Origin of the sequence: Paraburkholderia sp. A1RI-2L (assembly GCF_048957375.1) — a bacterium.
Classification (GTDB): Bacteria; Pseudomonadota; Gammaproteobacteria; order Burkholderiales; family Burkholderiaceae; genus Paraburkholderia.
Genome location: NZ_JARBTA010000001.1, coordinates 2,415,677 through 2,440,493, shown reverse-complemented (window position 1 = coordinate 2,440,493; position 24,817 = coordinate 2,415,677). Strand labels below are relative to the sequence as shown.

The window sequence follows — 24,817 nt, the reverse complement described above, 5'->3', positions numbered from 1 at the left end:
GGTTTCTCCTGCAAGCTCTTCCATGTATCTTTCATCCGCATCTACCGAAAAGCCCGCTGCCGGCACGTATCCGGACGACCTGCTCGCGAGTTTCGCGCCACGCCTGATTGCGTGGCAGCGCGAACACGGCCGCCACGATCTGCCATGGCAGAACACGCGCGACCCCTATCGCATCTGGCTCTCGGAAATCATGCTGCAGCAGACGCAGGTTTCCACGGTGATTCCGTATTACGCGCGCTTTCTCGAACGCTTTCCCACGGTCGAGACGCTCGCGGCCGCGCCCATCGACGACGTGATGGCGCTATGGGCCGGGCTCGGCTACTACTCTCGTGCGCGCAATCTGTATCGATGCGCGCAGGTGGTCGCGCAGGAGCACGGCGGCCGGTTCCCATCGACGGTCGAAGGGCTCGCCGATTTGCCCGGCATCGGCCGCTCGACGGCGGCGGCGATCGCGTCGTTCGCGTTCGGCGCGCGCGCGACGATTCTCGATGGCAACGTGAAGCGTGTGCTGGCGCGGGTGTTCGGCGTGGAAGGCTTTCCCGGCGAGAAGCGCGTGGAGAACGCGATGTGGACGCTCGCCGAATCGCTCGTGCCGGGCGCCGATGCCAGCGACGCCGAGGTGAGCGCCTACACCCAGGGGCTGATGGATCTTGGCGCGACGCTGTGCACGCGCGGCAAGCCCGATTGCGAGTGCTGCCCTTTTGCGAGCGACTGCGTGGCGAAGACGACAGGCCGCCAGCGCCAGTTGCCCGCTGCGCGTCCGAAGAAAGCCGTGCCCACGCGCCGCACGTGGATGCTCGTGCTGCTCGACGGCGACGCGGTGATGCTGGAGAAGCGCCCGCCCACGGGCATCTGGGGCGGTCTGTGGAGCCTGCCCGAAGCCGCGGGCGAAGCGGCGCTGGCCGACCGCGCGCAGCGGCTCGGCGCGAGCGCGAAAGCTTCGCCGCTCGCGTCGCTCACGCATACGTTCACGCACTTCAAGCTCGACATCGAGCCGCGCATGATCGAACTCGAGCGCAAGGGCGCCGGGCTCGCGGCGAATGAGGCGGAAACGGCGTGGGTCCCGCTGCGCGAGATCGACGCTTACGGCGTGCCCGCGCCGGTGCGCAAGCTGCTCGACGGCCTGCGCGGTTCGTTGATCTGATGCAAAAACGTAGGCAGTGAGCGTTACAGCAACTGATGCTGCTGCATGTAGTGATGCACGACGTCGATGCGCGCACCGGCGTCGTTGAGTTCCATCAGCTTCTGCCGTGCGCGCAATGCAATTGGCAGGACCTCCGCGAGGCGGTTGGAGACCCACGACGGATCGTCGAGCCGGAATGGCTCCGCGAACGGCAGACTCGCCGCATCGCGCTCGCGGATCGTCGCGATGATGCGCTCCAGCACCTCGGCGCACGCGCCGAAGCGTGCGAGATGCTCCGCGCCTTCGAGCGGAATGTCCTCGGGTAGCGGCTCGGCCATGCCTACCAGCAAGCCGTCTGCTTCCGCGCGATGCGAGAGCAGTCTGAAGCGCCGCGTGCCGTGCGCGCGAATGTGCAGCATGCCGAAAGTTTCGACATCGCACTGCTCGATTTCGGCGAGACAGCCCACGCTTTCGGGAACCGCGGCGACTTCGTCGGGTTGCGCGACCTCGGCGCCGCTCTTGATCAGGCATACGCCGAACGGTGTTTTCTCGCGCAGACATTCGCGCGCCATATCCAGATAACGCGCTTCGAAGATCTTCAGCGGCAACAAGCCGCCGGGGAAGAGCACCGTATGCAGCGGAAAGAGCGGCAAATCGGCGAGCACGGCAGGAGAAGAGGACATGGCGCAACGCTTTCGGTTAAGGGCCGCGCGACGCGGCCGCGTTAGGCGATCAGCCGGGACGATTCTCCGACGTCGAGTGGCGCGTCGCGATGACGCACGATGACGTTTGACTCGCCGGCGAAGCGTGTGGCGAGCGTCTGGGCAATGTAGACCGAGCGATGCTGGCCGCCGGTGCAGCCGATCGCGACGGTCAGGTAGCTGCGATTGTCGTCGCGGAAATGCGGCAGCCATTTCGCGACGAACGCGTAGATATCGTCGATCATTTCGTGGACGGCCGGCTGCGCGTCCAAAAACTCGATCACGGGCGCATCGAGCCCGGTGAGCGGTCGCAGGCGGGCATCGTAATGCGGGTTCGGCAGCGTGCGCACGTCGAACACGAGGTCGGCGTCCAGCGGCACGCCGCGCTTGAAGCCGAACGATTCGAAGGTGAGCATCAGCGAGCCGCGCCCGCCTTCGACGAATACCTTGATCCACTGACGCAGGGCGTTGGCGCTCAGGTTGCTCGTGTCGACCTGATGGCCGAATTCGGCGAGATTGGCGACCAATTCGCGCTCGTGCTCGATGGCCTCTTCAAGCGACTTGAGCATGCCGACGTTGGCGTCGTGCGCGACGGACCCGGAAAGCGGATGGCGGCGGCGCGTCTCGGAAAAGCGCTGAATGAGCGACTGCGTGCTCGCATTGAGGAACAGCACGCGCACATCGTGCTCGCGCGCGAGGTCGCGGATCATCTCCGGCATGTCCTCGAACGAGGAGCTCGAGCGCGCGTCGATCGCAACCGCGAGACGCTCGTAGCCGTCTTCGGAGAGATATTGGGCAAGCTGCGGCAGAAAGCGCGGAGGCAGATTGTCGACGCAGAAATAGCCGACGTCTTCGAGCGCATTCAGCGCCACTGACTTGCCGGAGCCCGAAATGCCGGTGAGCAGGATGATACGCATGAGAAAGAGGATGAACCCGATTGGGTCATCATAGCATTCGATCTATGCGCCGGTGATGACGCTGCGGCGCACAGATCGCGCGTCATGGGCGCGTTTGCCGAATCAGATCAGCTTGCCGGGGAACTGGCTGTCCGGATCCTGCATGGCGAGACGCTGGCGGTCCATGAAGTCGCGCAGGGTGTCGATGCCGCGCAATTGCAGGATGGTGTTGCGCACGGCGGCCTCGACGAGCACCGCGAGGTTGCGCCCAGCCGCCACCTGGATCGTGACCTTGCTGATGGGCAGGCCGAGCACGTCCACGGTCTGGCTTTCGAGCGGCAAGCGCTGGAATTCACCGTCGGGCCGCCTCACCAGTTGCACGATGAGCTTGAGCTTCATCTTCCGGCGCACGGCGGTCTCGCCGAAGATCGTCTTGATGTCGAGCAGACCCAGGCCGCGCACCTCGAGCAGGTTCTGCAGGAGCGGAGGGCAGCGGCCTTCGACGAAATCGGGGCCGAGGCGCACGAAGTCCACGGCGTCGTCAGCCACGAGGCCGTGGCCGCGGCTGATGAGTTCGAGGCCGAGTTCACTCTTGCCGAGGCCCGAGTCGCCGGTCAGCAGCACGCCCATGCCGAGAATGTCGAGGAATACGCCATGCAGCGTCGCGCGCGGCGCGAGGATGCGCGACATGTAGAGGCGCAGGCTGTCGATCACCGTGGCCGCCGACATGGGCGTGGTGAAGAGCGGCGTGGAGGAGCGCGTGCAGCGCAGCACCAGTTCGGGCGGCGCGGTCATGCCGTCGGCGACTACGAGGAACGGCGGCTCGAGCGCGATGAGCTCGGCCATGTGGCGCGAGCGGTCTTCGTCGGTCTGGCGCTGGTAGTAATGGATTTCGGCGTCGCCGAGCACCTGGATGCGGTTCGGGTGGATCAGGTTCAGGTGGCCGACGAGGTCCGCGCTGGCCGTCGCCGTTGCCACCGTCTCGGCCGAAAAGCCGCGTTCCCAGCCTTCGTGCCCCGTCAGCCAGCTAAGCTTCAGCGTGGTGGCGTTGTCGTCGAAGATGCTTTGGGCGTTGATGCTGGAAGTGTCCATGAGTCCTGGCGCCAAATGCGCAAAAAGCCACGAGTTACATCAGGGGCCGCGCGTTACATCAAGGTTGCCACTGGGTGAGCAGTCGATGCAACGTCTCGCGATCTTCCTCAGTATGCAGCCGTTCGCGTGTTTCGCGATCCGACAGCAGTTGGGCGATCTCGGACAGAATTTCAAGGTGCTGCTGCGTGGCCTGTTCCGGCACGAGCAGAAAAATGAGGAGCGAGACGGGCTGGCCATCGGGCGCTTCGAAGGGAATCGGCTCGGCAAGCCGCACGAAGGCGGCGAGCGGCTGCTTCAGGCCCTTGATGCGGCCGTGCGGAATGGCCACGCCTTCACCGAGGCCGGTGGAGCCGAGACGCTCGCGCGCGAACAGATTGTCGGTAACCGTGCTGCGGGCGATGCCGTTCTGGTTTTCGAAGATCAGGCCAGCTTGTTCGAAGACGCGCTTCTTGCTGGTAACGGACAGACCGACGACGACGTTCTCGATGGGAAGTATTTTGGCTAAACGATTCATGTTGGCAGGCGAAAACGTGGCCTGAATGCTCCTCACCCCGACAATCGGCGCAGCTGATGCGCGAGGCGACACGCCGTTGCGCGCAGGACAAACCCTGCGCAGCCGGCACCTCGCCTGGCACGACCAGCGCGATGCCGGGACCATGGGGACGTATTACCCCGAAAGTGACTGGACCATTATAGAACAAGCGTACTGGCCGATGGTGCGATGCGCCATGCATCGGCGCAACCATTGTTGCACGGTTGCACTCTCGAGCACCGTTCGATGCCGGACATACGGATCCTGTGCTCGGGAAGGTCCACGAAACGGTCCACGAAAAAGCCGCCCGGCGAGGGCGGCTTCGTTGGCGGCCTGCTGGAGATCTGGCTGAGGCCAGATTTCGCGCATTTGCTCAAGCCAGCAAACGGGGTTGAATCAACTCCGGATGTTCACTGCGTTATTGCGGCGGAACTTCGACCGGAGCAGCCGGCTGATACTTGAGCGATTCGTGCTGATGCCCTTGCAGGCGATCCTTGTGGCGCACGACCTGACGATCGAGTTTATCGACCACGAGATCGATGGCGGCGTACATGTCGCCGTTCGCGCTTTCCACAAAAATATCCTTGCCTTTCAGATGAAGGTTCACTTCAACCTTCTGTCTCTTGTCCTTTTCCTTGTGGTTGTCGACCGAGAGGACCACATTGCCATCGATGACCTGATCGAAATGTCTTAGCACCCTGTCCAGTTTGGTGATCACGTATTCTCGCAACGCTGGCGTTACTTCGAGATGGTGTCCACTGATCTTCAGATTCATAGTGCTTCTCCAGGCTATTGGCCGCGTGACGCGTGAAGCGCGGCTGTGCCGGTCGACTGACTCGCCCAGGTCGTTCGGCTCCCCGAAAGGCCGTCACGAGGGGGCTAGCCCGACTGGCCATCTCCGCCAACTGGCGCCGCGGCCGGAAAATGCCCATTCCGCAAAGGCCGGAACAGGCTTAAAGAGACTTGCGCAGATTAACCGCCGGGATCTTCAGCGCCTCGCGGTACTTCGCGACAGTGCGTCGCGCAACCACGAAACCCTGTTCCGCCAGCAGTTCGGCTATGCGGCTGTCCGAAAGAGGGGATTTGGTGTTCTCGGCTCCTATGAGTTGCTTGATGAGGGCACGAATGGCGGTAGATGATGCGGCGCCTCCCGTGTCCGTTGAAACATGCGATCCGAAGAAGTACTTAAATTCAAGTGTCCCGAATGGAGTCAGCATGTATTTACCGGTTGTCACACGCGAGACAGTAGATTCGTGTAGGCCCAGCGTATCAGCAATCTCCCTCAAAACCAAGGGGCGCATGGCAATCTCGCCATGCACGAAAAAATTCTTCTGACGCTCGACGATCGCCTGCGCGACGCGCAGGATCGTATCGAAGCGCTGCTGGATGTTCTTGATGAGCCAGCGCGCTTCCTGCAACTGCTGCCGCAGCGACCCGCTGCCCGGATCGCCCCGGTTGTTGCGCAGGATGTTGGCGTACAGGTGGTTGATGCGCAGCTTGGGCACGACTTCCGGATTGAGTTCGGCGTGCCAGTTCTGGCCGGACTTCTTCACGATGATGTCCGGTACCACATAGTCGGCTTCGGCCTTGCCGTACGCCGCGCCCGGAAACGGTTCGAGCGAGCGGATCAGCGTATGCGCCTCGCGCAATTCGTCGTCGCCGGCCTTCAGTTGCTTGCGCAAACGCGTGAAGTCGCGCGCAGCGAGTAGTTCCAGATGATTCGACACGATTTCGAGGGCGAGCGTACGCGTGGGAGACGGATTGACGCGCAACAACTGCAGCTTCAGGCACTCCGAAGCCGAGCGCGCACCCACGCCGGCCGGGTCGAAGCTGTGCAGCAGCGCGAGCGCCGCGTTCAGTTCGTCGGCATCGACTTCCAGCTCTTCCGGGATATCGGCAAGAATCTCTTCACAGGTTGACGAGAGGTAGCCGTCGTCGTCGAGCGATTCGATCAGGAACGTAATGAGCGCGCGGTCGCGCTGGCTCGCATTGGTTTCGCGCAACTGCGCCATCAGATGGTCGCGCAGCGTGGTGGTCGATTCGTGTATCTGAAGCGGCGGCAGGTCGTCGTCGTCGGAGGCGCTGCCGGAGCGGCCGTAGTCGTCCAGGTTCCACTGGCTTGCCTCGCCATTCGCATCGCCGCCGAGCCCGTCGTATTCGTCCACGCCCTGGGGGTCGCCTTCGCCGCTTTCGCCGCCGCTGGCAGACGAAGTTGCGCCGTTGCCCGCGCCCTGCATCGGCTCGGCGCCCGAGGGCGCTGGCGGCTGGGCGATGACCGAGCCGTCCGCCGCCACGCGCAGCGGGCTGGCGATCCAGTCGTCCTCGTTCTCGAGCAAGGGGTTCTGCGCGATCGCCGTGGCGACCTCCTGTTGCAGTTCGAGCGTCGACAGCTGCAGCAGCCGGATCGACTGTTGTAGCTGCGGAGTGAGCGCGAGGTGCTGCGAGAGGCGGAGTTGGAGGCTGGCTTTCATGGCAGTGTGCGATTCATTGTAAAGAGTTTGCCACGCTCGCGATACCACGCGACATACGCGAAAACGCGCGTGCCCGAGGGGAGTGCGCAGGGCGGCTGCAAGCGCGAATTTGGTGCGCAAACAAGCGCGCGGGATACTCGCGCGCACGCCTGTACGATGCGCGGCGCATGAACTTCACTGGGCGGACGGAGCCGACGCCAGCAGGCAGGAACAACGGAAAACTCTCGGAAATGAGGGGGCGCGGCCGGCGGCGCCGGGCGGCCTTGCTCGGCTCGGTATGGCGAGCAAGGCCGGGGCGCGCGGGGTGTCTGGCGCGCCCCGGATCGGCGTGTCACATGCGGAAATGCTCGCCGAGATAGACGCGGCGAACGTTCTCGTTCTCGATGATCTCGCCGGGGGCGCCTGCGGCGAGCACGCTGCCGTCGCTGATGATGTACGCGTGGTCGCAGATGCCGAGCGTCTCGCGCACGTTGTGGTCCGTGATCAGCACGCCGATGTTGCGCTGCTTCAGGAACTTCACGATCTTCTGGATTTCCAGCACGGCGATCGGGTCGACGCCTGCAAACGGCTCGTCGAGCAGGATGAAGCTCGGATCGGTTGCGAGCGCGCGTGCGATTTCCACGCGGCGGCGCTCGCCGCCCGAAAGCGAGAGCGCCGGATTGTCGCGCAAATGGCCGATCTGGAGTTCGTCGAGGAGCGCGTCCGAGCGCGTGGCGATGGTGTCCTTCGAGAGACGCTTGCCGTGCCCGTCGGTCTGCAGTTCCAGCACCGCGCGGATGTTCTCTTCCACGGTGAGCTTGCGGAACACGGACGCTTCCTGCGGCAAATACGAAAGGCCGAGCGCCGCGCGCTTGTGGATCGGCAAAAGGCTGATGGACTCGCCGTCGAGGTCGATCTCGCCCGCGTCGAGCGGCACGAGGCCGACGATCATATAGAACGACGTGGTCTTGCCCGCGCCGTTGGGTCCGAGCAGTCCGACCACCTCGCCGCTTTTCACGTCGAGCGAAACGTCCTTGACGACGGTGCGCGAGCCATAGCGCTTCTTGAGGTTGCGCACGACGAGCGAGCTCGTCTTGCCCGCGGCCGTGCGCTGATGGATGGGGGAGACGGTGGCGGTGTTCACTGTTGCGGCGCTCCCTTGAGTGTCGTGGAGGGCGCGAGCGTGGCCGGGCCGCCGGAGAGCGGCTGTGCGCCGCCGTTGCGCGGCGAGAGCATCGCGCGCACGCGGCCCTTCGGATTGCCGGGGCCGGCGACGTCCGAGCCCGACTTCGCGGTGTAGAAGTCGTTCTGGCCGTCATAGGTGATGACGCTGCCGTGGACCGTGTCCATCACCGTCGAGAGGCCCTGCAGGCGACGCACTGTCGCGCGCGTGGTGAGCGTGGTGAGATCCTGCTTGCCGTCGTAGTCGATGCGCTCGGCGGTGCCGTCGACGTATTCGTCGATGCCCTCGCGCTTCTGGCGGAAATACGCGAGGTTGGCTTCGGGCGTGCCTGGCGCCACCGTGCCGGTGGCGTACTGATAGCCCTGCGGGTCTTGCGTGACGACGAGCTTGTCGGCCTTGATCATGATCGTGCCCTTCGTGGCGATCACGTGACCCGTGAAGACGGTCTGTTGCTTCAGATCGTCGTACGTCATGTTGTCCGCTTCGATGTTGAGCGGCTTGTCCTTGTCGGCTTTCTCGGCGTGCGCGGCGGGCGCGATGCATGCGAGCGGCAGCGCGGTCGCGAGCGCGGCCAGCGTCGCGAACGCAGCGCGGCGCCAGCCCTGCGCGTGCGGGCGGCCGGACAAAGGTCGGGGAAGCGAATCGTTCATGCAGTCGTGCCTTGGGTGGACGGCCCGGGGGATCAGGACGAGCCGCCGGAATCAGCCGGGGCGATCGCGCCGCGGACATTGCCGAAGAGCTGGATGACCCGGGTGACGTTGTTGTAGTTCATGCCGCTGGTGGCCGTCATGACCGACTGGCCGCGACGAAGTTTAACCGGCTTTTCGGTCAGGATCACATCGTCGTTCACGAGCACGCGGAAATGCTCGGAATCAGCCTGCATGTCGGGGTCGCCCGGGCCGGCTGCGCGCAGAATGCGTGCGTTGTCGTACAGGTCGACGATCGAGGCGTCGCCGTTGACCCTGCCGCGCTTGCCCGTGGCCGTGACCACCGGCTTGCCCGGCTGGAACGCGCGCACCGCGGGCATCGTGAGGTCGCTGTTCGAGTCGTCCTCGTAATGCACCATGTGCTCGGCGGTGAGGCGGTATTGCGTGGAGCCCGACTGGTCGAGCTCGGAGACCGAGAAGTTGTCGGCGAAATAGTCGGGCGTGTGCGTGAGCGGGCGCGGCGCGGCTTCGTTCTCGCGCGGCTTGACGGCCTGAATCAGCCACCAAGTGAAGCCGGCGAGCACCGCCACGCAGATCACCGGCACGAGCGAGGTGAGGCGAAACTTCTGCTGGTTCATCGGGACTCCGCGCGCGACTCCGCTGTGTGCGGCGAGTGCGGGGCGCACGCCGCCGCGAGCATGGCGTCGTAATGGCCCTGGGCGCGCAGGATCAGGTCGGCGACTTCGCGCACGGCGCCGTGGCCGCCGGTTTTGTCGGTGACCCAGTGTGCGCGCGCGAGCACGTCCGGATGCGCGTTCGCGGGCGCCGCGCCAAAGCCGCACTGGAGCATCACGCCGAGATCGGGCCAGTCGTCGCCCATGTAGCCGCACTGCTCGCGCGTGATGCCGGTTTCGGCGAGTAGCGTCTCGAACGCGACGCGCTTGTCCTCGACGCCCTGATACAGATGCGTGATGCGCAGCTCCTTCGCGCGCAACGCGACGATCTCCGAGCGGCGCCCGGTGATGATGGCCGTGTCGATGCCGGCTTCGCGCAAGAGCTTCGCGCCGTGTCCGTCGAGCGAGTTGAAGCCTTTCATGGTGTCGCCCGCGCCCGTGAACAGCAGGCCGCCGTCGGTCAGCACGCCGTCGACGTCGAAAATCATCAAGCGCACGCGCGCGGCACGCGCGTTCGCGTCAAGCCCGGGGGCCGCATTCATCAGATCACCTTCTTGGAGAACAGGTCGTGCATGTTGAGCGCGCCGATGAGCATGCCCTCGGCGTCCACCACCAGCATCTGATTGATGCGATGGCGCTCCATCAGTTCCACGGCTTGCACCGCGAGCTGGTCGGGGCCGATCGTGCGCGGGCCCTTCGTCATCACCTGGGCGATCGGCAGATCGCGGAAATCGCCCACGCGTTCGAGCACGCGGCGCAGGTCGCCGTCGGTGAAGATGCCGGCCACGCGGTCTTCTTCATCGACGATGGCGGTCATGCCCATGCGTTTGGCGGTGAGCTGAAAGAGCGCGTCGCGCACCGTGGCGTCGCCGCGCACCTTCGGGATGGCGTCGCCCGTGCGCATCACGTCGCGAACGTAGGTGAGCAGGCGCCGGCCGAGCGCGCCGCCGGGATGGGAGCGCGCGAAGTCGTCGGCGCCGAAGCCGCGCGCATCGAGCACCGCGACCGCGAGCGCGTCGGAAAGCGCGAGCGCCGCCGTTGTGCTGGCCGTGGGCGCGAGATTCAGCGGGCAGGCTTCCTTCTCGACGCCGGCGTCCAGATGCACGTCGCAGAGTCTGCCGAGCGTGGACTGCGGGCGGTTGCCCGTCATGCCGATGAGCTTCGCGCCGATGCGCTTGACGAGCGGCAGGATGGCGACGAGCTCTTCCGATTCGCCGGAGTTGGACAGGCCGACGAACACGTCGTCGGCGGTCACCATGCCGAGGTCGCCGTGGCTCGCTTCGGCAGGATGAACGAAGAACGCCGGCGTGCCGGTGGAGGCGAGCGTGGCCGCGAGTTTGCGGGCAATGTGGCCCGATTTGCCGATACCGGAGACGACTACGCGTCCGCGGCAACTGAGGATGAGGTCGACCGCGCCGACGAAGTTGTCGTCGAGCCGGTCGCGAAGTCCGCGCACGGCGTCGGCTTCGATGTCGAGCACGTCGCGAGCGAGCTTCAGCGCCCGATCGCCATTGATTTTCGCTATCATTCGCGGAGTATAGCAAAGGCGTATGAGCGCCGCGCCGGCGCTCTCAGTGCCAAAGCGCCGGCTTTTGCCGCCTTTGCGCCCCTCTTCCGCGGTACTTCCCTTTAATCCCGATTTGCGCCGATCATGGACCCGACCGGCGCGGGCAATATTCATTTCGTTTGCATCGCCGCCACATTCACGACCGAGGACGCTTCACACGATGATTTCCCCGCTGGAAATGACGTTGTTTCTGCTGCTCGCCTCGGTGGTTGGCGTCGTGCTGTTCCGTTATCTGAACTTGCCGCCGATGCTCGGCTATCTCACGGTCGGCATTCTGGTCGGTCCGCAGGCGCTCGGCATCGTGCCGAACACGGCGGGCGCGCAGAATCTGGCCGAGTTCGGCGTCGTGTTCCTGATGTTCTCGATTGGCCTCGAGTTCTCCCTCTCGAAGCTGCGCACCATGCGGCGGGCCGTGTTCGGCCTCGGGCTCTCGCAGGTCATGGGCACGATCGCGGTCGCGCTGCTGGTCGGGCTCGCGCTCGCGCCGTGGGTGCACATTACCTGGCAGGCCTGTATCGCGCTCGGCGGCGCGCTTGCCATGTCGTCCACGGCCATCGTGAGCAAGATGCTGGCGGAGCGTCTGGAGATCGAATCCGAGCATGGCCGCAACATTCTCGGCGTGCTGCTGTTCCAGGATCTCGCCGTGGTGCCGCTGCTCATCGTGATCGCGGCGTTCGGCGGTTCGTCGGCATCGCTCGTCGAGTCGCTCGGCATGGCGGCCATCAAGATCGTGCTCGCGCTCGGCATTCTGCTCATCGTCGGGCAGAAGTTCATGACGCGCTGGTTCAACGTGGTCGCGCGGCGCCGCTCGCAGGAGCTGTTCGTGCTCAACGTGCTGCTCGTCACGCTGGGCGCGGCGTTCATCACCGATAAATTCGGCCTCTCGCTCGCGCTCGGCGCGTTCATCGCGGGCATGCTGATCGCCGAGACGCCGTACAAGCATCAGGTGGAAGAGGACATCAAGCCGTTTCGCGACGTGCTGCTCGGGCTCTTCTTCGTGACCACGGGCATGCTGCTCAACCCGCACGTGATCTGGCAGCACCCGTTCATGGTGGCCGCGTTCGTGATCGGGCCGGTGGTGCTCAAGGCCGTCACCATCACGGCGCTCACGCGCCTCTTCGGTGCCTCGCCGGGCGTGGCGATGCGCACCGGCCTCGGTCTTGCGCAGGCCGGCGAATTCGGCTTCGTGCTGCTGAACCTCATTCTGGACAAGCATCTCGTCGATCCCGTCCTGCTTCAGGCGATTCTCGCGGCGATGCTGCTCTCGATGCTCGCCGCGCCGTTCCTGATCCAGAACGCCGACCGCATCGTATTGCGCCTGTCGTCGACGGAATGGATGCAGCAGTCGCTGATGATGACGCGCATCGCCACGCAGAGCATCAAGCAGAGCGGCCACGTAATCGTGTGCGGTTACGGCCGTGCGGGGCAGAACCTCGCGCGCATGCTCGAATACGAAGGGCTTTCGTACGTGGCACTCGACCTCGACCCCGATCGTGTGGCGGCGGCGGCGGCGGCCGGCGAGTCGGTGGTGTTCGGCGATGCGGCGCGGCGCGAGTCGCTGGTGGCGGCGGGCATTCACCGCGCGGCGGCGGTGGCGATTACGTATGCGAACACGCAGTCCGCGCTGCGGGTGCTGCACCACATCCACGAACTGGAACCTACCTTGCCCGTGATCGTGCGCACCGTGGACGATGCCGATCTCGAGCGCCTGCTCGCAGCCGGTGCGACCGAGGTGATTCCCGAGATCGTGGAAGGCAGCCTGATGCTCGCCTCGCACATGCTCGTGGTGATGGGCGTGCCGATGCGTCGCGTGGTGCGGCGCGTGGAAGAAATGCGCGACGAGCGCTACAGCCTGCTGCGCGGCTACTTCCACGGCACCGACGATGCAGGCGAGGACGGTCACGAGCAGGTGCGGCTACAATCCGTACCGGTCGACGCGCGCGCCGAGGCGGTGGGCCGCACGCTCGCCGATCTGGGGCTGTTCGACCTCGGCGTGGAGGTGACGGCGATCCGCCGGCACGGCATTCGCGGCGTGGAGCCCGACCCGTCGACGAAGCTGCGCGAAGCCGACATCGTCGTGCTGCGCGGCTTGCCCGAGCAACTGGCGCAAGCCGAGGAACTCCTGTCGCGCCATCGCAAGGCGGGCGCCGCCGGCGCGGGCGCGACGGCCTGAGCGAAGGTCCAGCCATTTGGGCCGCAGAATGGTCAGGGTTCCGTCCCGACGATCAGAAACCGCTAGAACCCGCATCTCTATTCTTGTCATTACCCGGAGCAATCATGTCCAACGCACCTGCGAACGCGAGCGCCGAAGCCTCACGGTTCGTCAACAGCCTGATCCGCACGGTGCCCGACTGGCCTCAGCCGGGGGTGCAATTCCGCGATATCACGCCGCTCATCGGCCACCCGAAGGGCTTGCGCGTGCTGATCGACCTGTTCGTGGAGCGTTATGTCGATGCCAAGCTCGATTACGTGGCCGGGCTCGACGCGCGCGGCTTCATCATCGGGCCGATCGTTGCGTACGAACTGAACGTGGGCTTCATTCCGATCCGCAAGATCGGCAAGCTGCCGTACAAGACGGTTTCGGAGACCTACAAGCTCGAATACGGCGAATCCACTGTCGAGATTCACGATGACGCTTGCCGCAAGGGCGATCGCGTGGTGATCGTCGACGACCTGATCGCGACGGGCGGAACCATGCTCGCGGGCAAGCTGCTGCTCGAGCGCCTCGGCGCGACGGTGGTGGAGGGCGCAGCGATCATCGACCTGCCGGACCTGGGCGGCTCGAAGCTGCTCACCGAAGCGGGCTTGCCGCTCTTCACCGTGACCGCGTTTGGTGGTCATTAAGCGGTCGTTTAGCGGTTATTAAGCGGTCGTTAAGCGGTCATTAAGCGGCCGCTGCGCTGATCTTGATTCCCCCAATGGACTGAGCCCATGCCCAATTTCGCGCTCTTTCTCGCCACCTCGCTTGCGATCACCTTCGCGCCCGGCCCCGACAACCTGCAGGTGCTCGCGCGCGGCATTTCGCAGGGTCGCGCCGCAGGCCTCGTGGCCGCGCTCGGCTTTGCCGCGGGCGTGACGTTCCACACCACGCTCGCCGCGCTTGGCATTGCCGCCGTGCTGCGCTCGTCGCCGCTCGCGTTCCAGATCCTCAAGCTCGCGGGCGCCGCGTACCTCGTCTGGATTGGCGTGAAGGCGCTCAGGAGCCGGGGGCTCGCCGCGGCGGGCGACCGGCCGCGCCAGCCGCTTTCCGCGATTTTTCGCCAGAGCGTGCTCGGCAATGTGATGAACCCGAAGGTGACGCTGTTCTTCGTCGTGTTCCTGCCGCAATTCGTCGATACGCATGGCGCGCAAAGCGTCACGCTGCAAATGCTCGAACTCGGTCTCGTGTTCATGGCGCAGACCGTCGTGGTGTTCTCGCTGTTCGGCCTGTGCGCGGGCACCATCGGCGGCTGGCTCAAGCGCCGGCCGCGCGCCGGCGTGTGGCTCGACCGGCTCGCGGGGCTGACCTTCATCGCCATCGGCATGCGCATCGCGCTGCGCGACTGATGCATCCGCACGACGTCTGGAGCTCTACGACATGACCTTGCCTTGCATTACCGACGCGCGCCGTTTCGATGCGAGCGCGCATCTGCCGTTTTTCTTCGGCGACGAACGCGTGGGCTGGATTCGCCGCGGCGACGTCGCGTTGCTCGCACGCTGGCCCGACATCTTCGAGATCGACGAGGCGCACGTTACACTCGCCGCGGAGTTCGACAGCGTGACGGCGAAGAGCGCGGCGCTCGCCGCCGTGATCGGCGCGCTGGCCGCCGAGGGCCGCATTCCCGGCTGGCGCAACGAAACTTACGCGATCCGCAACGCCTTCGACGCAGCGCCGCTCGCTTTTATCGAGCGCGCCGCCTCGCGCTTTTTCGGCACGATGACGTACGCGGTGCATTTGAACGGCATCGTAGAATACGCGGGCTTCGCGTCGACTCGCGCGCCGCAGTTGTGGATCGCGCGCCGCAGCGACACCAAGGCCACCGACCCCGGCATGCTGGACAACGTCGTGGCGGGCGGCATCGGCTGGGGCTTCGGCATCGAGGCCACGCTCGTGAAGGAGTGCTGGGAAGAGGCGGGCATTGCCGCCGAGCTGGCCTCGCAGGCGCGGCCGGGACGCACCGTGCACGTGCTGCAATCGTTGCCCGAGGGCACCCAGGCCGAGCAGATCTTCGTCTACGACCTCGCGCTGCCCGCTGACTTCGTGCCGCACAATCAGGACGGCGAAGTCGGCGAGCACTGCCTCGCGCGCATCGACGAAGCCGCGCGCTGGATCGAGGAGGGCAAGATGACGGTGGACGCGAGCCTCGCGACGCTCGATCTGCTGCTGCGCCGCCGATGGATAGACGAAGACGCATGCGAGGGCATCGCCGCGATCTTCGAACCGCCGACGCTGTGAAAGGGCGCCGGTTTTTCTGTAAAAGCCCAAAGCCCTTTTGAATCACCAGGTAATTGACGGGAGTAACCAGGGTCATGTCGACCGATCACAGCTTCATTCTCAAACTGTCGTGCGCCGACCGGCCGGGCATCGTGCATGCCGTGTCGGGCTTCCTGTTCGAGCGCGGCAGCAACATTCTCGACTCGGCCCAGTTCGGCGATAGCCACACGGGCGAGTTCTTCATGCGCGTGCACTTTCAGCAAGTGGGCGGCGACCCCGGTCTCGACGGCCTGCGCGCCGCTTTCGCGCCGCTTGCCGACGAATTCGGCATGCGCTGGGAACTGCACGACGCGAACGTGAAGCCGCGCGTGGTCATCATGGTTTCGAAGATCGGCCACTGCCTCAACGATCTGCTGTTCCGCTATCGCACCGGTCAGTTGTCCATCGAGATTCCCGCGATCATCTCGAATCACAAGGACTTCTATCAACTCGCGGCGAGCTACAACATTCCGTTCCATCATTTCCCGCTGCTCGGCGGCAGCGATGCGGACAAGGCCGCGCAGGAAGCGCGCGTGCTCGATGTGGTGAACGGCGAGGGCGCCGACCTCGTGGTGCTCGCGCGCTACATGCAGATTCTCTCGCCGCAGCTGTGCGATGCGCTCGAAGGCCGCGCGATCAACATTCACCATTCGTTCCTGCCGAGCTTCAAGGGCGCGAAGCCTTACTATCAGGCGTTCGACCGCGGCGTGAAGCTGATTGGCGCGACGGCGCACTATGTGACGTCCGATCTCGACGAAGGCCCGATCATCGAGCAGGAAGTCGAACGCGTGGATCACAACATGACGCCAGAACAGCTCACGGCGATCGGCCGCGACGTGGAGTGCGTGACGCTCGCGCGCGCGGTGAAGTGGCATGTCGAACATCGCATCGTGCTGAACGGGCATAAGACCGTGGTGTTCCGGTAATTTCGAAATCTCGTTCTCGTTGTTGCGACACCTTGCCGTAGCGTGCAATGCGCACGCTGCGGATTTTCGAATTACTCTTATTGCTAGCCGGTGTAACCGCATCTCGCGGTCCCTTCCTCAACACCGCTCCACTCCCTCGGACTACTCCCTAAGACCTAGCGGCGGATCGTCTCGTCCTACCTGCGAGTAATAGTCGTCAGGTGCGGTGCTTCCTAATCTTGTTACATCAATCCGACAAGAAAAGGAAACACCATGAAAGCCGCCCTTTCCCCGCAGGCGGATGCCGTACCAGACAGCCGCGCCTGGCGCGTGCTCGGTTCGAGTACCTTCGCGTTCACGATCTGCTTTGCTGTCTGGATGATGTTTGCGATCCTGGGCATTCCTCTCAAGCAGCAACTCCATCTCACCGACACCGAATTCGGCCTGATCGCCGCGATGCCGGTGCTCACCGGATCACTTGCCCGCGTGCCGCTCGGCATCTGGACGGACCGCTTTGGCGGCCGCATCGTTTTCTTCCTCACCATGATTGCCACGGTCGTGCCGATCTGGCTCGTGTCGTACGCGACGCAACTGTGGCAATTCCTGGTGCTCGGGCTGTTCGTGGGCTTCGCGGGCGCTTCGTTCTCCGTTGGCACGCCCTATGTCGCGCGCTGGTTCCCGAAGTCGCGCCAAGGCTTCGCCATGGGCATCTTCGGTGCGGGCAACTCGGGCGCGGCGCTCAATAAATTCGTCGCGCCGGTGCTGATCGTCGCCGCGGGGTCATGGACCATCGTGCCGAAGGTTTATTCGGTTGCGATGCTCGTCACCGCGTTGCTGTTCTGGGTGTTCTCGGCTAGCAATCCCGCGCATCGCGTCGCGAGTTCGACCAACGTGGCGAGCCAGATGCGCGTGCTTACCGATCCGCGCGTGCTGCGCTATTCCCAGTACTACTCGGTGGTGTTCGGCGGCTATGTGGGCCTTTCGCTGTGGATGCCGCAGTACTACGTGAACCAGTATGGCTTCGGTATCGAGCAGGCGGCTTTCCTCGCGGCGTGCTTCTCCCTGCCCGGCGGCGTGCTGCGCGCGATCGGCGGCTGGCTCTCCGACCGCTACGGCGCGTATCGCACCACGTGGGCCGTGATGTGGGTCTCGCTCGGCTGCTTCTTTCTGCTGAGCTATCCGCCGACCGACTTCGTGATTCACAGCGCGCATGGCCCGCTTGGCCTGCACATCAGCACCGGCCCGGTGTTCTACACGGTGCTCATGTTCATCGTGGGCATTGCGATGGCGGTGGGCAAGGCCTCGGTCTTCAAATTCATCGGCGACGAGTACACCGACAACATCGGCGCGGTATCCGGTGTGGTAGGCCTCGCCGGCGGTCTCGCGGGCTTCATCCTGCCGATCCTGTTCGGCCTGCTGGTGGACCTCACTGGCGTGCGCACCACCTGTTTCATGCTGATGTTCGGCGCCACCGTGGTCAGCCTGCTCTTCATGCACTTCTCGTTCCGCCCCGAGGCGGTCGCGCATGGCCGTGCGGTGCTGGAGCGCAAGGAGGAGAGCGAGGTCGCCACGCTGAAGGAAGCTTCGCATCACTAATTGGCCAGCCCGGAATGGGCAGCACGAATGATTTAACGCGCCGCGTGGGCGGCGCTCACTGTACGAGCACAACCATGTCCAAATATCTTCTGACCAAGTGGGAGCCCGAGAACACCAAGTTCTGGGAAGCTTCCGGCGAGCAGATCGCCACACGTAACCTCTGGATCTCGATTCCCGCGCTGATGCTGGCGTTCGTCGTGTGGTCGCTGTGGAGCGTTACGGTCGTCAATCTCGACAAGGGAGGTTTCCACTTCACCAAGAACGAGCTGTTCTGGCTCACGGCGCTGCCGGCGCTCTCGGGCGCCACGCTGCGCATCTTCTATTCGTTCCTCGTGCCGATCTTCGGTGGCCGCCGCTTTACCGCTATCTCCACGGCGAGCCTGCTGATCCCAGCCATCGGCATGGGCTTCGCGCTGCGCGACCCGTCCACGTCCTATACGACGCTGCTCGTGCTCGCGCTCCTGTGCGGCTTCGGCGGCGCGAACTTCAGCTCGTCGATGGCGAACATCAGCTTCTTCTTCCCGAAGGCGCGCAAGGGTTTCGCCACCGGCCTGAATGCGGGCATCGGCAATCTGGGGGTCTCGGTCGTGCAGTTCGTCACGCCCATCGTGATCTCGACGGCCGTGTTCGCGGGCCTGCTCGGCGACGGCCAGACGTATGTGAAGGACGGCGTCGAACACAGCATCTGGCTGCAGAACGCGGGCTTCGTCTGGGTGCCGCTCATCATCGTGTCGTCGCTCGCCGCATGGTTCGGCATGAACGACATCGCCGATGCGAAGGCTTCGTTCAGCGAGCAGGCCGTGATCTTCCGCCGCGCGCACAACTGGATCATGTGCTTCCTCTATGTCGGCACGTTCGGTTCGTTCATTGGCTTCTCGGCGGGTCTCGCGCTCTTGACCAAGGCTGAATTCCCCGCGATCAACCCGACTGCATGGGCGTTCCTCGGGCCGCTCGCAGGCGCCCTCACGCGTCCGGTCGGCGGCTGGATCTCGGACAAGATGGGCGGCGCGCGCGTGACGCTGTGGACCTTCGTGACGATGATCGCGGCAGTGGTGGGCGTGATCGCCTTCCTTCCGGGCGGTGCGCTGGGTGGCGCGCAAGGCAGCTTTGGCGGATTCCTCGCGATGTTCGTGGTGTTGTTCGCGCTGACCGGCATCGGCAACGGCTCGACCTTCCGCATGATTCCCGTGATCTTCCTCACGCAGCATCAGCGCGCGGCCGAGGGCAAGGGCGCTCCTGCAAAGCACAGCGCGCTCGCCGAGGCGAGCAAGGAATCGGCGGCGGTGCTGGGCTTTGCGGGCGCGATGGGTGCATACGGCGGCTTCTTCATCCCGAAGAGCTTTGGCACCTCGCTCGACATGACCGGCTCTCCCGTGATGGCGCTCGTGTGCTTCATCGGCTTCTACGTGGTGTGCGCGCTCGTGACGTGGTTCTTCTACGCACGCCGCAACGCCTCGATGCCGTGCTGAGGCCGCCGGCCGAACTAGTCCTTCAGGAGTAGTGGGGCGCGAGGGGCCTACTCCCGATGCGCCACGCGCACTCTCCCCCTGATGAATGGGCAGGTCGACGCCTGCCCGGCATACTCAAAAAGTGATTTTCGAAAACCGACGGCCCGCGGGTTGCACGCGAACGGCACGCGCAAGACGTGCAAGCGGCGCGAAACGGCAGGCGCAGTCGAAGACAAAACATCAGCAGTCCCGGAGCATCGTATGAGTTACTTTCTGGACCGGTTGAAGTTCATGTCGCGTGTGAAGTCGACCTTTTCCAATGGTCATGGCGCGGTGGTGAACGAAGACCGCAAGTGGGAAGACGGCTATCGCAGCCGCTGGCAGCACGACAAGGTCGTGCGTTCGACCCACGGCGTGAACTGCACGGGCTCGTGCTCGTGGAAGGTCTACGTGAAGAACGGCCTGATCACGTGGGAAACGCAGCAGACCGACTACCCGCGCACGCGCGCCGACCTGCCCAATCATGAGCCGCGCGGGTGTCCGCGTGGCGCCTCGTATAGCTGGTACGTCTACTCGGCACAGCGCGTGAAGTATCCGATGATCCGCGGCCGCTTGATGGACATGTGGCGCGATGCGCGCCGCACGCTCGACCCGGTCAAGGCGTGGGCCTCGATCGTCGAAAATCCCGAGAAGGCGGCGCGCTACAAGCGTGCGCGCGGCCAGGGTGGCTTCGTGCGCGCCGACTGGGATACGGCCACCGAAATGATTGCGGCGGCCAACGCCTATACCGTCGGTGAATATGGCCCGGACCGCGTGATCGGCTTCTCGCCGATTCCCGCGATGTCGATGGTCTCGTATGCGGCGGGTGCGCGCTACCTGAGCCTGATCGGCGGCGCATGTCTTTCGTTCTACGACTGGTATTGCGATTTGCCGCCGTCCTCGCCGCAGGTTTGGGGCGAACAGACCGACGTGCCGGAATCGGCCGATTGGTACAACTCCACGTATCTGATGGTGTGGGGCTCGAACGTTCCGCAGACGCGCACGCCCGACGCCCACTTTTACACCGAGGTCCGTTACAAGGGCACCAAGACGGTAGCGGTCTCGTCGGACTTTGGCGAGATGGTGAAGTTCGGCGACATCTGGCTCGCGCCGAAGCAGGGCACCGACGCGGCGCTCGCGCTCGCGATGGGTCACGTGGTGCTCAAGGAATTCCACGCTTCGGCCAAGTCCACCTACTTCCGCGATTACGTGAAGCAGTACACCGACATGCCCTTGCTCGTCACGCTCGCCGAGCGCGATGGCGTGGTCGTACCGGACCAGTTCCTGCGCGCCTCGCAGCTCGCCGGCAATCTCGACGAAGCGAACAACCCGCAATGGAAGACGCTCGCGATCGACGCGGCCACTGGCGATATCGTCGCGCCGAACGGCTCGATCGGCTTCCGCTGGGGAGAAGGCGAGCACGATGGCGGCAAGAAGGTGGGCCGCTGGAACCTCGAAATGAAGGATGGCGGCAGCGGCCGCGAGATCGATCCGCGCCTCTCGCTGATCGATCAGCATGACGAAGTGGTCGAAGTGAGCTTCCCGTATTTCGGCGGCGAACACGGTGCGCTGCTCGCGCGCCGCGTGCCCGCGAAGCGCGTGGCGCTCGCGGACGGCACGAGCGCACTGGTCGCGACCGTGTACGACCTGCAGATGGCCAACTACGGCGTCGACCAGGGCCTCGGCGGCCCGAACGTGGCGTCCTCTTACGATGACGACGTGCCTTGCACGCCCGCATGGCAGGAGAAGCACACCACGGTGCCGCGCAAGCTCGTGATCCAGGTGGCGCGCGAATTCGCCGACAACGCCGATCGCACGCATGGCAAGAGCATGGTGATCGTGGGCGCGGCCCTCAATCACTGGTACCACAACGACATGATTTACCGCGGCATCATCAATCTGCTGATGATGTGCGGCTGTGTCGGCCAGAGCGGCGGCGGCTGGGCGCACTACGTGGGCCAGGAAAAGCTGCGTCCGCAATTCGGCTGGGCGCCGCTCGCGTTCGCGCTCGACTGGCAGCGCCCGCCGCGCCAGATGAACGGCACGTCGTTCTTCTACAACCACACGAGCCAGTGGCGCCACGAGAAAGTCGAGCTCGACGAGATCCTCGGGCCGGGCGCCGATCGCAAGCGCTACAAGAACCTGTCGATGCTCGACCTCAACGCGAAGTCCGAGCGCATGGGCTGGCTGCCTTCCGCGCCGCAGCTGGGCGCAAACCCGCTCGACGTGATGGACGCCGCGAAGCGCGCGGGCGTGCCGCCGGTGCAGTACACGGTCGATAAGCTGAAGTCCGGCGAATTGAACTTCGCCTGCGACGATCCCGACAATCCGGCGAATTTCCCGCGCAACATGTTCGTGTGGCGCTCGAATATTCTCGGCAGCTCGGGCAAGGGCCACGAGTACTTTTTGAAGTACCTGCTCGGCACGCAGAACGCGCTGTTCGGCGACGAAGCCGACGCGATCAAGCCGTCCGAAGTGAAGGTGCGCGCGGCGGCCGAGGGCAAGCTCGATCTGCTCGCGGTGCTCGATTTCCGCATGAGCACCACGTGCCTGTACGGCGACATCGTGCTGCCGACGGCCACGTTCTACGAGAAGGACGACCTCAACACGTCCGACATGCATCCGTTCATCCACCCGCTTTCCGAGGCCGTGCAGCCGCTGTGGGAAAGCAAGACCGACTGGGAGATCTATAAGGCGATCGCGAAGAAGTTTTCGGAGATCGGCGGCGAGCACCTCGGCACGCGTACCGACCTCGTTTGCACGCCGCTGATGCACGACACGCCGGGCGAGCTCGGCCAGGCGTTCGAGCCGAAGGACTGGCGCCATGGCGAATGCGATCTGATTCCGGGCAAGACCGCGCCGTCGATGACGGTGGTGGAGCGCGACTACCGCGAGATCTACAACAAGTTCACCTCGGTCGGGCCGCTGCTCGACAAGCTCGGCAACGGCGGCAAGGGCATCAACTGGAACACCCAGCATGAAGTGGGCGAACTCGCTCACCTCACGGGCACCCATGGCGATGCGCGCTCAGGCGTGACGGCAGGACGCCCGCGCCTCGAGACGGCCATCGATGCCGCGGAGATGATTCTCACCTTCGCGCCCGAAACCAACGGCCACGTCGCGGTGAAGGCGTGGGACGCACTCTCGAAGATCACGGGCCGCGACCACACGCACCTCGCCGAAGGCCGCGAGCACGACAAGATCCGCTTCCGCGACGTGCAGGCGCAGCCGCGCAAGATCATCTCCGCGCCCACGTGGTCGGGTCTCGAATCCGAGGAGGTGAGCTACAACGCCGGCTACACGAATGTGCACGAGCTGATTCCATGGCGCACGCTCACGGGTCGCCAGCAGTTCTATCAGGATCACCGCTGGATGCTCGACTTCGGCGAGGGCTTCTGCAACTACAAGCCCGCCATCGACACCAAGACGATTGCGCCGATGCTGGGTGCGAAGCCCAACGGCGAGAGCGAACTGGTGCTGAACTGGATTACGCCGCACCAGAAGTGGGGCATTCACTCGACCTACACCGACAACCTGCGCATGCTCACGCTCTCGCGCGGCGGCCCGCACGTGTGGGTCTCGGAAGCCGAGGCGAAGGAAGCGGGTCTCGTCGATAACGACTGGGTCGAAGTGTTCAACGTGAACGGCACACTCACCGCGCGCGTCGTGGTGAGCCAGCGTGTGCCGCGCGGCATGTGCCTCATGTATCACGCCCAGGAAAAGATCATCAACGTGCCAGGCGCGGAAACGAGCGGCAAGCGCGGCGGCATTCACAACTCGGTCACGCGCACGGTGCTCAAGCCCACGCACATGATCGGCGGTTACGCACAGTTGGCCTACGGCTTCAACTACTACGGCACGGTCGGCAGCAATCGCGACGAGTACGTGATCGTTCGCAAGATGAAGAAGGTCGAGTGGCTCGAAGGCCCGATGAAGGAAGGAGCAGCATCATGAAAATCCGCGCTCAGGTGGCGATGGTCCTGAATCTGGACAAGTGCATCGGCTGCCATACGTGCTCCGTCACGTGCAAGAACGTGTGGACTTCACGCGACGGCGTCGAGTACGCGTGGTTCAACAATGTCGAGACGAAGCCCGGCATCGGCTATCCGAAGGAATGGGAAAACCAGGAGAAGTGGAAGGGCGGCTGGATGCGCAATGCCTCCGGCAAGCTCGAGCCGCGCCAGGGGCCGAAGCTCAAGGTGCTCGCCAACCTCTTCGCCAACCCGAATCTGCCGGCCATCGACGATTATTACGAGCCGTTCACCTACGACTACGAGCATCTGCAAAAGGCCGGTCTCTCGGAGACGCCGCCCACCGCGCGCCCCGTCTCGGTGATCACCGGCAAGAAGATGGACAAGATCCATTGGGGTCCTAACTGGGAAGACGACCTCGGCGGCGAGTTCGAATCGCGCAGCCGCGACCAGCTCTTCGAGAACGTGCAGAAGGAGATGTACTCGTTCTTCGAGAACACCTTCATGATGTATCTGCCGCGTCTGTGCGAGCACTGCCTGAACCCGGCGTGCGTGGCGTCGTGCCCTTCGGGCTCGGTCTACAAGCGCGAGGACGACGGCATCGTGCTCGTCGACCAGGACAAGTGCCGCGGCTGGCGCATGTGCATTTCGGGCTGCCCGTACAAGAAGATGTACTTCAACTGGAAGAGCGGCAAGGCCGAGAAGTGCATCTTCTGCTATCCGCGCATCGAAGCGGGTCAGCCGACGGTGTGTTCGGAAACCTGCGTGGGCCGCATCCGCTATCTGGGCGTGATGCTTTACGACGCGGATCGCATTGGCGAAGCGGCATCGGTGGAATCGACGCAGGACCTGTATCAGTCGCAACTCGATGTGTTCCTCGATCCGCACGATCCGGCCATCCGCGCTGAGGCGCTGCGCCAGGGCGTGCCACAGAGCTGGCTCGATGCGGCCGTGAAGTCGCCCGTGTACCGCATGGCAGTCGAGTGGAAGATTGCGTTCCCGCTGCATCCCGAGTACCGCACGCTGCCGATGGTCTGGTACGTGCCGCCGCTCTCGCCGATCCAGTCGGCCGCGGACGCGGGCCATATCGGCATGGACGGCGTGATTCCCGATGTGGCGAGCCTGCGCATTCCCATGCGCTATCTCGCGAATCTGCTCACCGCCGGCGACGAGAAGCCCGTGATTTCGGCGCTCAACCGTATGCTGACGATGCGCGCGTACAAGCGCACGCAGTCGGTGGACGGGGTGAACGACAACGCGCTGCTCAAGCGCGCGGGCCTCACCGCCGAACAGGTCGAGGACATGTATCGCACCATGGCGATCGCGAACTACGAGGACCGCTTCGTCGTGCCGTCGTCGCACAAGGAAATGGTCGAAGACTCGTTCAATGAGAAGGGCAGTTGCGGCTTCTCGTTCGGCAACGGGTGCTCGGGCGGCGTTTCGGATGGCTCGCTCTTCGGCGCGAAGCACGAGGGCAGCGTGGTGTTCGCCGATATGCCGAAGTCACGCCGCAAGGCGACGTCGGAAAGCTGAGGAGGGC

General features: G+C 64.5%; 21 protein-coding genes. 10 read left to right on the top strand and 11 right to left on the bottom strand.

All coding sequences use genetic code 11. The features are described from left to right. Positions 1–22: 22 nt before the first annotated feature. The gene (mutY, locus tag PWP93_RS11080) at positions 23–1,144 is read left to right on the top strand and encodes an A/G-specific adenine glycosylase (protein WP_421044510.1); all 1,122 of its coding nucleotides are present in this window, start codon (positions 23–25) and stop codon (positions 1,142–1,144) included. A 23-nt stretch (positions 1,145–1,167) separates the two neighbouring features. On the opposite strand, the gene PWP93_RS11075 is transcribed toward mutY, so the two are convergent. From PWP93_RS11075 to kdsD, 11 genes are all read right to left on the bottom strand, one after another. Then, complete coding sequence (locus tag PWP93_RS11075; protein ID WP_421022925.1) at positions 1,168–1,806, bottom strand: LON peptidase substrate-binding domain-containing protein; 639 nt, start codon at positions 1,804–1,806, stop codon at positions 1,168–1,170. A gap of 41 nt (positions 1,807–1,847) precedes the next feature. Then, positions 1,848–2,741 (bottom strand): RNase adapter RapZ, encoded by an 894-nt coding sequence (gene rapZ, locus PWP93_RS11070; protein WP_421022926.1) that lies wholly within the window; start codon positions 2,739–2,741, stop codon positions 1,848–1,850. Positions 2,742–2,843: 102 nt separating this feature from the next. Beyond that, positions 2,844–3,812, bottom strand: coding sequence for an HPr(Ser) kinase/phosphatase (gene hprK / locus PWP93_RS11065; protein WP_027795920.1), 969 nt, complete (start codon positions 3,810–3,812; stop codon positions 2,844–2,846). 58 nt (positions 3,813–3,870) lie between these two features. Next, a complete protein-coding gene (gene ptsN / locus PWP93_RS11060) occupies positions 3,871–4,326 on the bottom strand; it encodes a PTS IIA-like nitrogen regulatory protein PtsN (protein WP_174220076.1) in 456 nt (151 codons plus the stop codon). A gap of 436 nt (positions 4,327–4,762) precedes the next feature. After that, complete coding sequence (hpf, locus tag PWP93_RS11055; RefSeq protein WP_035523833.1) at positions 4,763–5,119, bottom strand: ribosome hibernation-promoting factor, HPF/YfiA family; 357 nt, start codon at positions 5,117–5,119, stop codon at positions 4,763–4,765. Between the two features lie 178 nt (positions 5,120–5,297). Further along, positions 5,298–6,815, bottom strand: coding sequence for an RNA polymerase factor sigma-54 (locus PWP93_RS11050; RefSeq protein ID WP_421044509.1), 1,518 nt, complete (start codon positions 6,813–6,815; stop codon positions 5,298–5,300). A gap of 331 nt (positions 6,816–7,146) precedes the next feature. Further along, complete coding sequence (gene lptB, locus PWP93_RS11045; RefSeq protein ID WP_421025155.1) at positions 7,147–7,914, bottom strand: LPS export ABC transporter ATP-binding protein; 768 nt, start codon at positions 7,912–7,914, stop codon at positions 7,147–7,149. Between the two features lie 20 nt (positions 7,915–7,934). Continuing rightward, positions 7,935–8,627: a lipopolysaccharide transport periplasmic protein LptA gene (gene lptA / locus PWP93_RS11040; RefSeq protein WP_421022928.1), complete on the bottom strand. Its 693-nt coding sequence runs from the start codon at positions 8,625–8,627 to the stop codon at positions 7,935–7,937. 32 nt (positions 8,628–8,659) lie between these two features. Then, positions 8,660–9,262 carry an LPS export ABC transporter periplasmic protein LptC gene (gene lptC / locus PWP93_RS11035; protein WP_421022929.1) on the bottom strand — a complete coding sequence of 201 codons (603 nt, stop codon included), beginning with the start codon at positions 9,260–9,262 and terminating at the stop codon, positions 8,660–8,662. After that, positions 9,259–9,840, bottom strand: a complete 582-nt coding sequence (locus PWP93_RS11030) for a KdsC family phosphatase (RefSeq protein ID WP_421044508.1) — start codon at positions 9,838–9,840, stop codon at positions 9,259–9,261. The genes lptC and PWP93_RS11030 overlap by 4 nt, the downstream gene beginning before the upstream one ends. Then, complete coding sequence (kdsD, locus tag PWP93_RS11025) at positions 9,840–10,826, bottom strand: arabinose 5-phosphate isomerase KdsD (protein WP_421022931.1); 987 nt, start codon at positions 10,824–10,826, stop codon at positions 9,840–9,842. The genes PWP93_RS11030 and kdsD overlap by 1 nt, the downstream gene beginning before the upstream one ends. A gap of 199 nt (positions 10,827–11,025) precedes the next feature. Between kdsD and PWP93_RS11020 the strand changes: the two genes are divergently transcribed. The 9 genes from PWP93_RS11020 to narH all read left to right on the top strand — a co-directional run bounded on the left by PWP93_RS11020 (position 11,026) and on the right by narH (position 24,810). After that, complete coding sequence (locus tag PWP93_RS11020) at positions 11,026–13,038, top strand: cation:proton antiporter (RefSeq protein ID WP_421042610.1); 2,013 nt, start codon at positions 11,026–11,028, stop codon at positions 13,036–13,038. 104 nt (positions 13,039–13,142) lie between these two features. Then, positions 13,143–13,709 (top strand): adenine phosphoribosyltransferase, encoded by a 567-nt coding sequence (locus PWP93_RS11015; protein WP_421044507.1) that lies wholly within the window; start codon positions 13,143–13,145, stop codon positions 13,707–13,709. 87 nt (positions 13,710–13,796) lie between these two features. Continuing rightward, complete coding sequence (locus tag PWP93_RS11010) at positions 13,797–14,411, top strand: LysE family translocator (RefSeq protein WP_421022934.1); 615 nt, start codon at positions 13,797–13,799, stop codon at positions 14,409–14,411. 31 nt (positions 14,412–14,442) lie between these two features. Next, positions 14,443–15,300 (top strand): DUF4743 domain-containing protein, encoded by an 858-nt coding sequence (locus tag PWP93_RS11005; RefSeq protein WP_421044506.1) that lies wholly within the window; start codon positions 14,443–14,445, stop codon positions 15,298–15,300. A 74-nt stretch (positions 15,301–15,374) separates the two neighbouring features. Further along, on the top strand, positions 15,375–16,244 hold the full coding sequence (purU, locus tag PWP93_RS11000; protein ID WP_421022936.1) for a formyltetrahydrofolate deformylase: 870 nt from the start codon (positions 15,375–15,377) through the stop codon (positions 16,242–16,244). A gap of 252 nt (positions 16,245–16,496) precedes the next feature. Continuing rightward, entirely contained in the window at positions 16,497–17,819 is a 1,323-nt protein-coding gene (locus tag PWP93_RS10995) for an MFS transporter (protein WP_421044505.1), read from the top strand. Between the two features lie 74 nt (positions 17,820–17,893). Continuing rightward, positions 17,894–19,288: a NarK family nitrate/nitrite MFS transporter gene (locus PWP93_RS10990; RefSeq protein ID WP_421022938.1), complete on the top strand. Its 1,395-nt coding sequence runs from the start codon at positions 17,894–17,896 to the stop codon at positions 19,286–19,288. Between the two features lie 240 nt (positions 19,289–19,528). Further along, positions 19,529–23,260, top strand: coding sequence for a nitrate reductase subunit alpha (locus tag PWP93_RS10985; protein ID WP_421044504.1), 3,732 nt, complete (start codon positions 19,529–19,531; stop codon positions 23,258–23,260). Then, entirely contained in the window at positions 23,257–24,810 is a 1,554-nt protein-coding gene (gene narH / locus PWP93_RS10980; RefSeq protein WP_421044503.1) for a nitrate reductase subunit beta, read from the top strand. The genes PWP93_RS10985 and narH overlap by 4 nt, the downstream gene beginning before the upstream one ends. Positions 24,811–24,817: the final 7 nt, after the last annotated feature.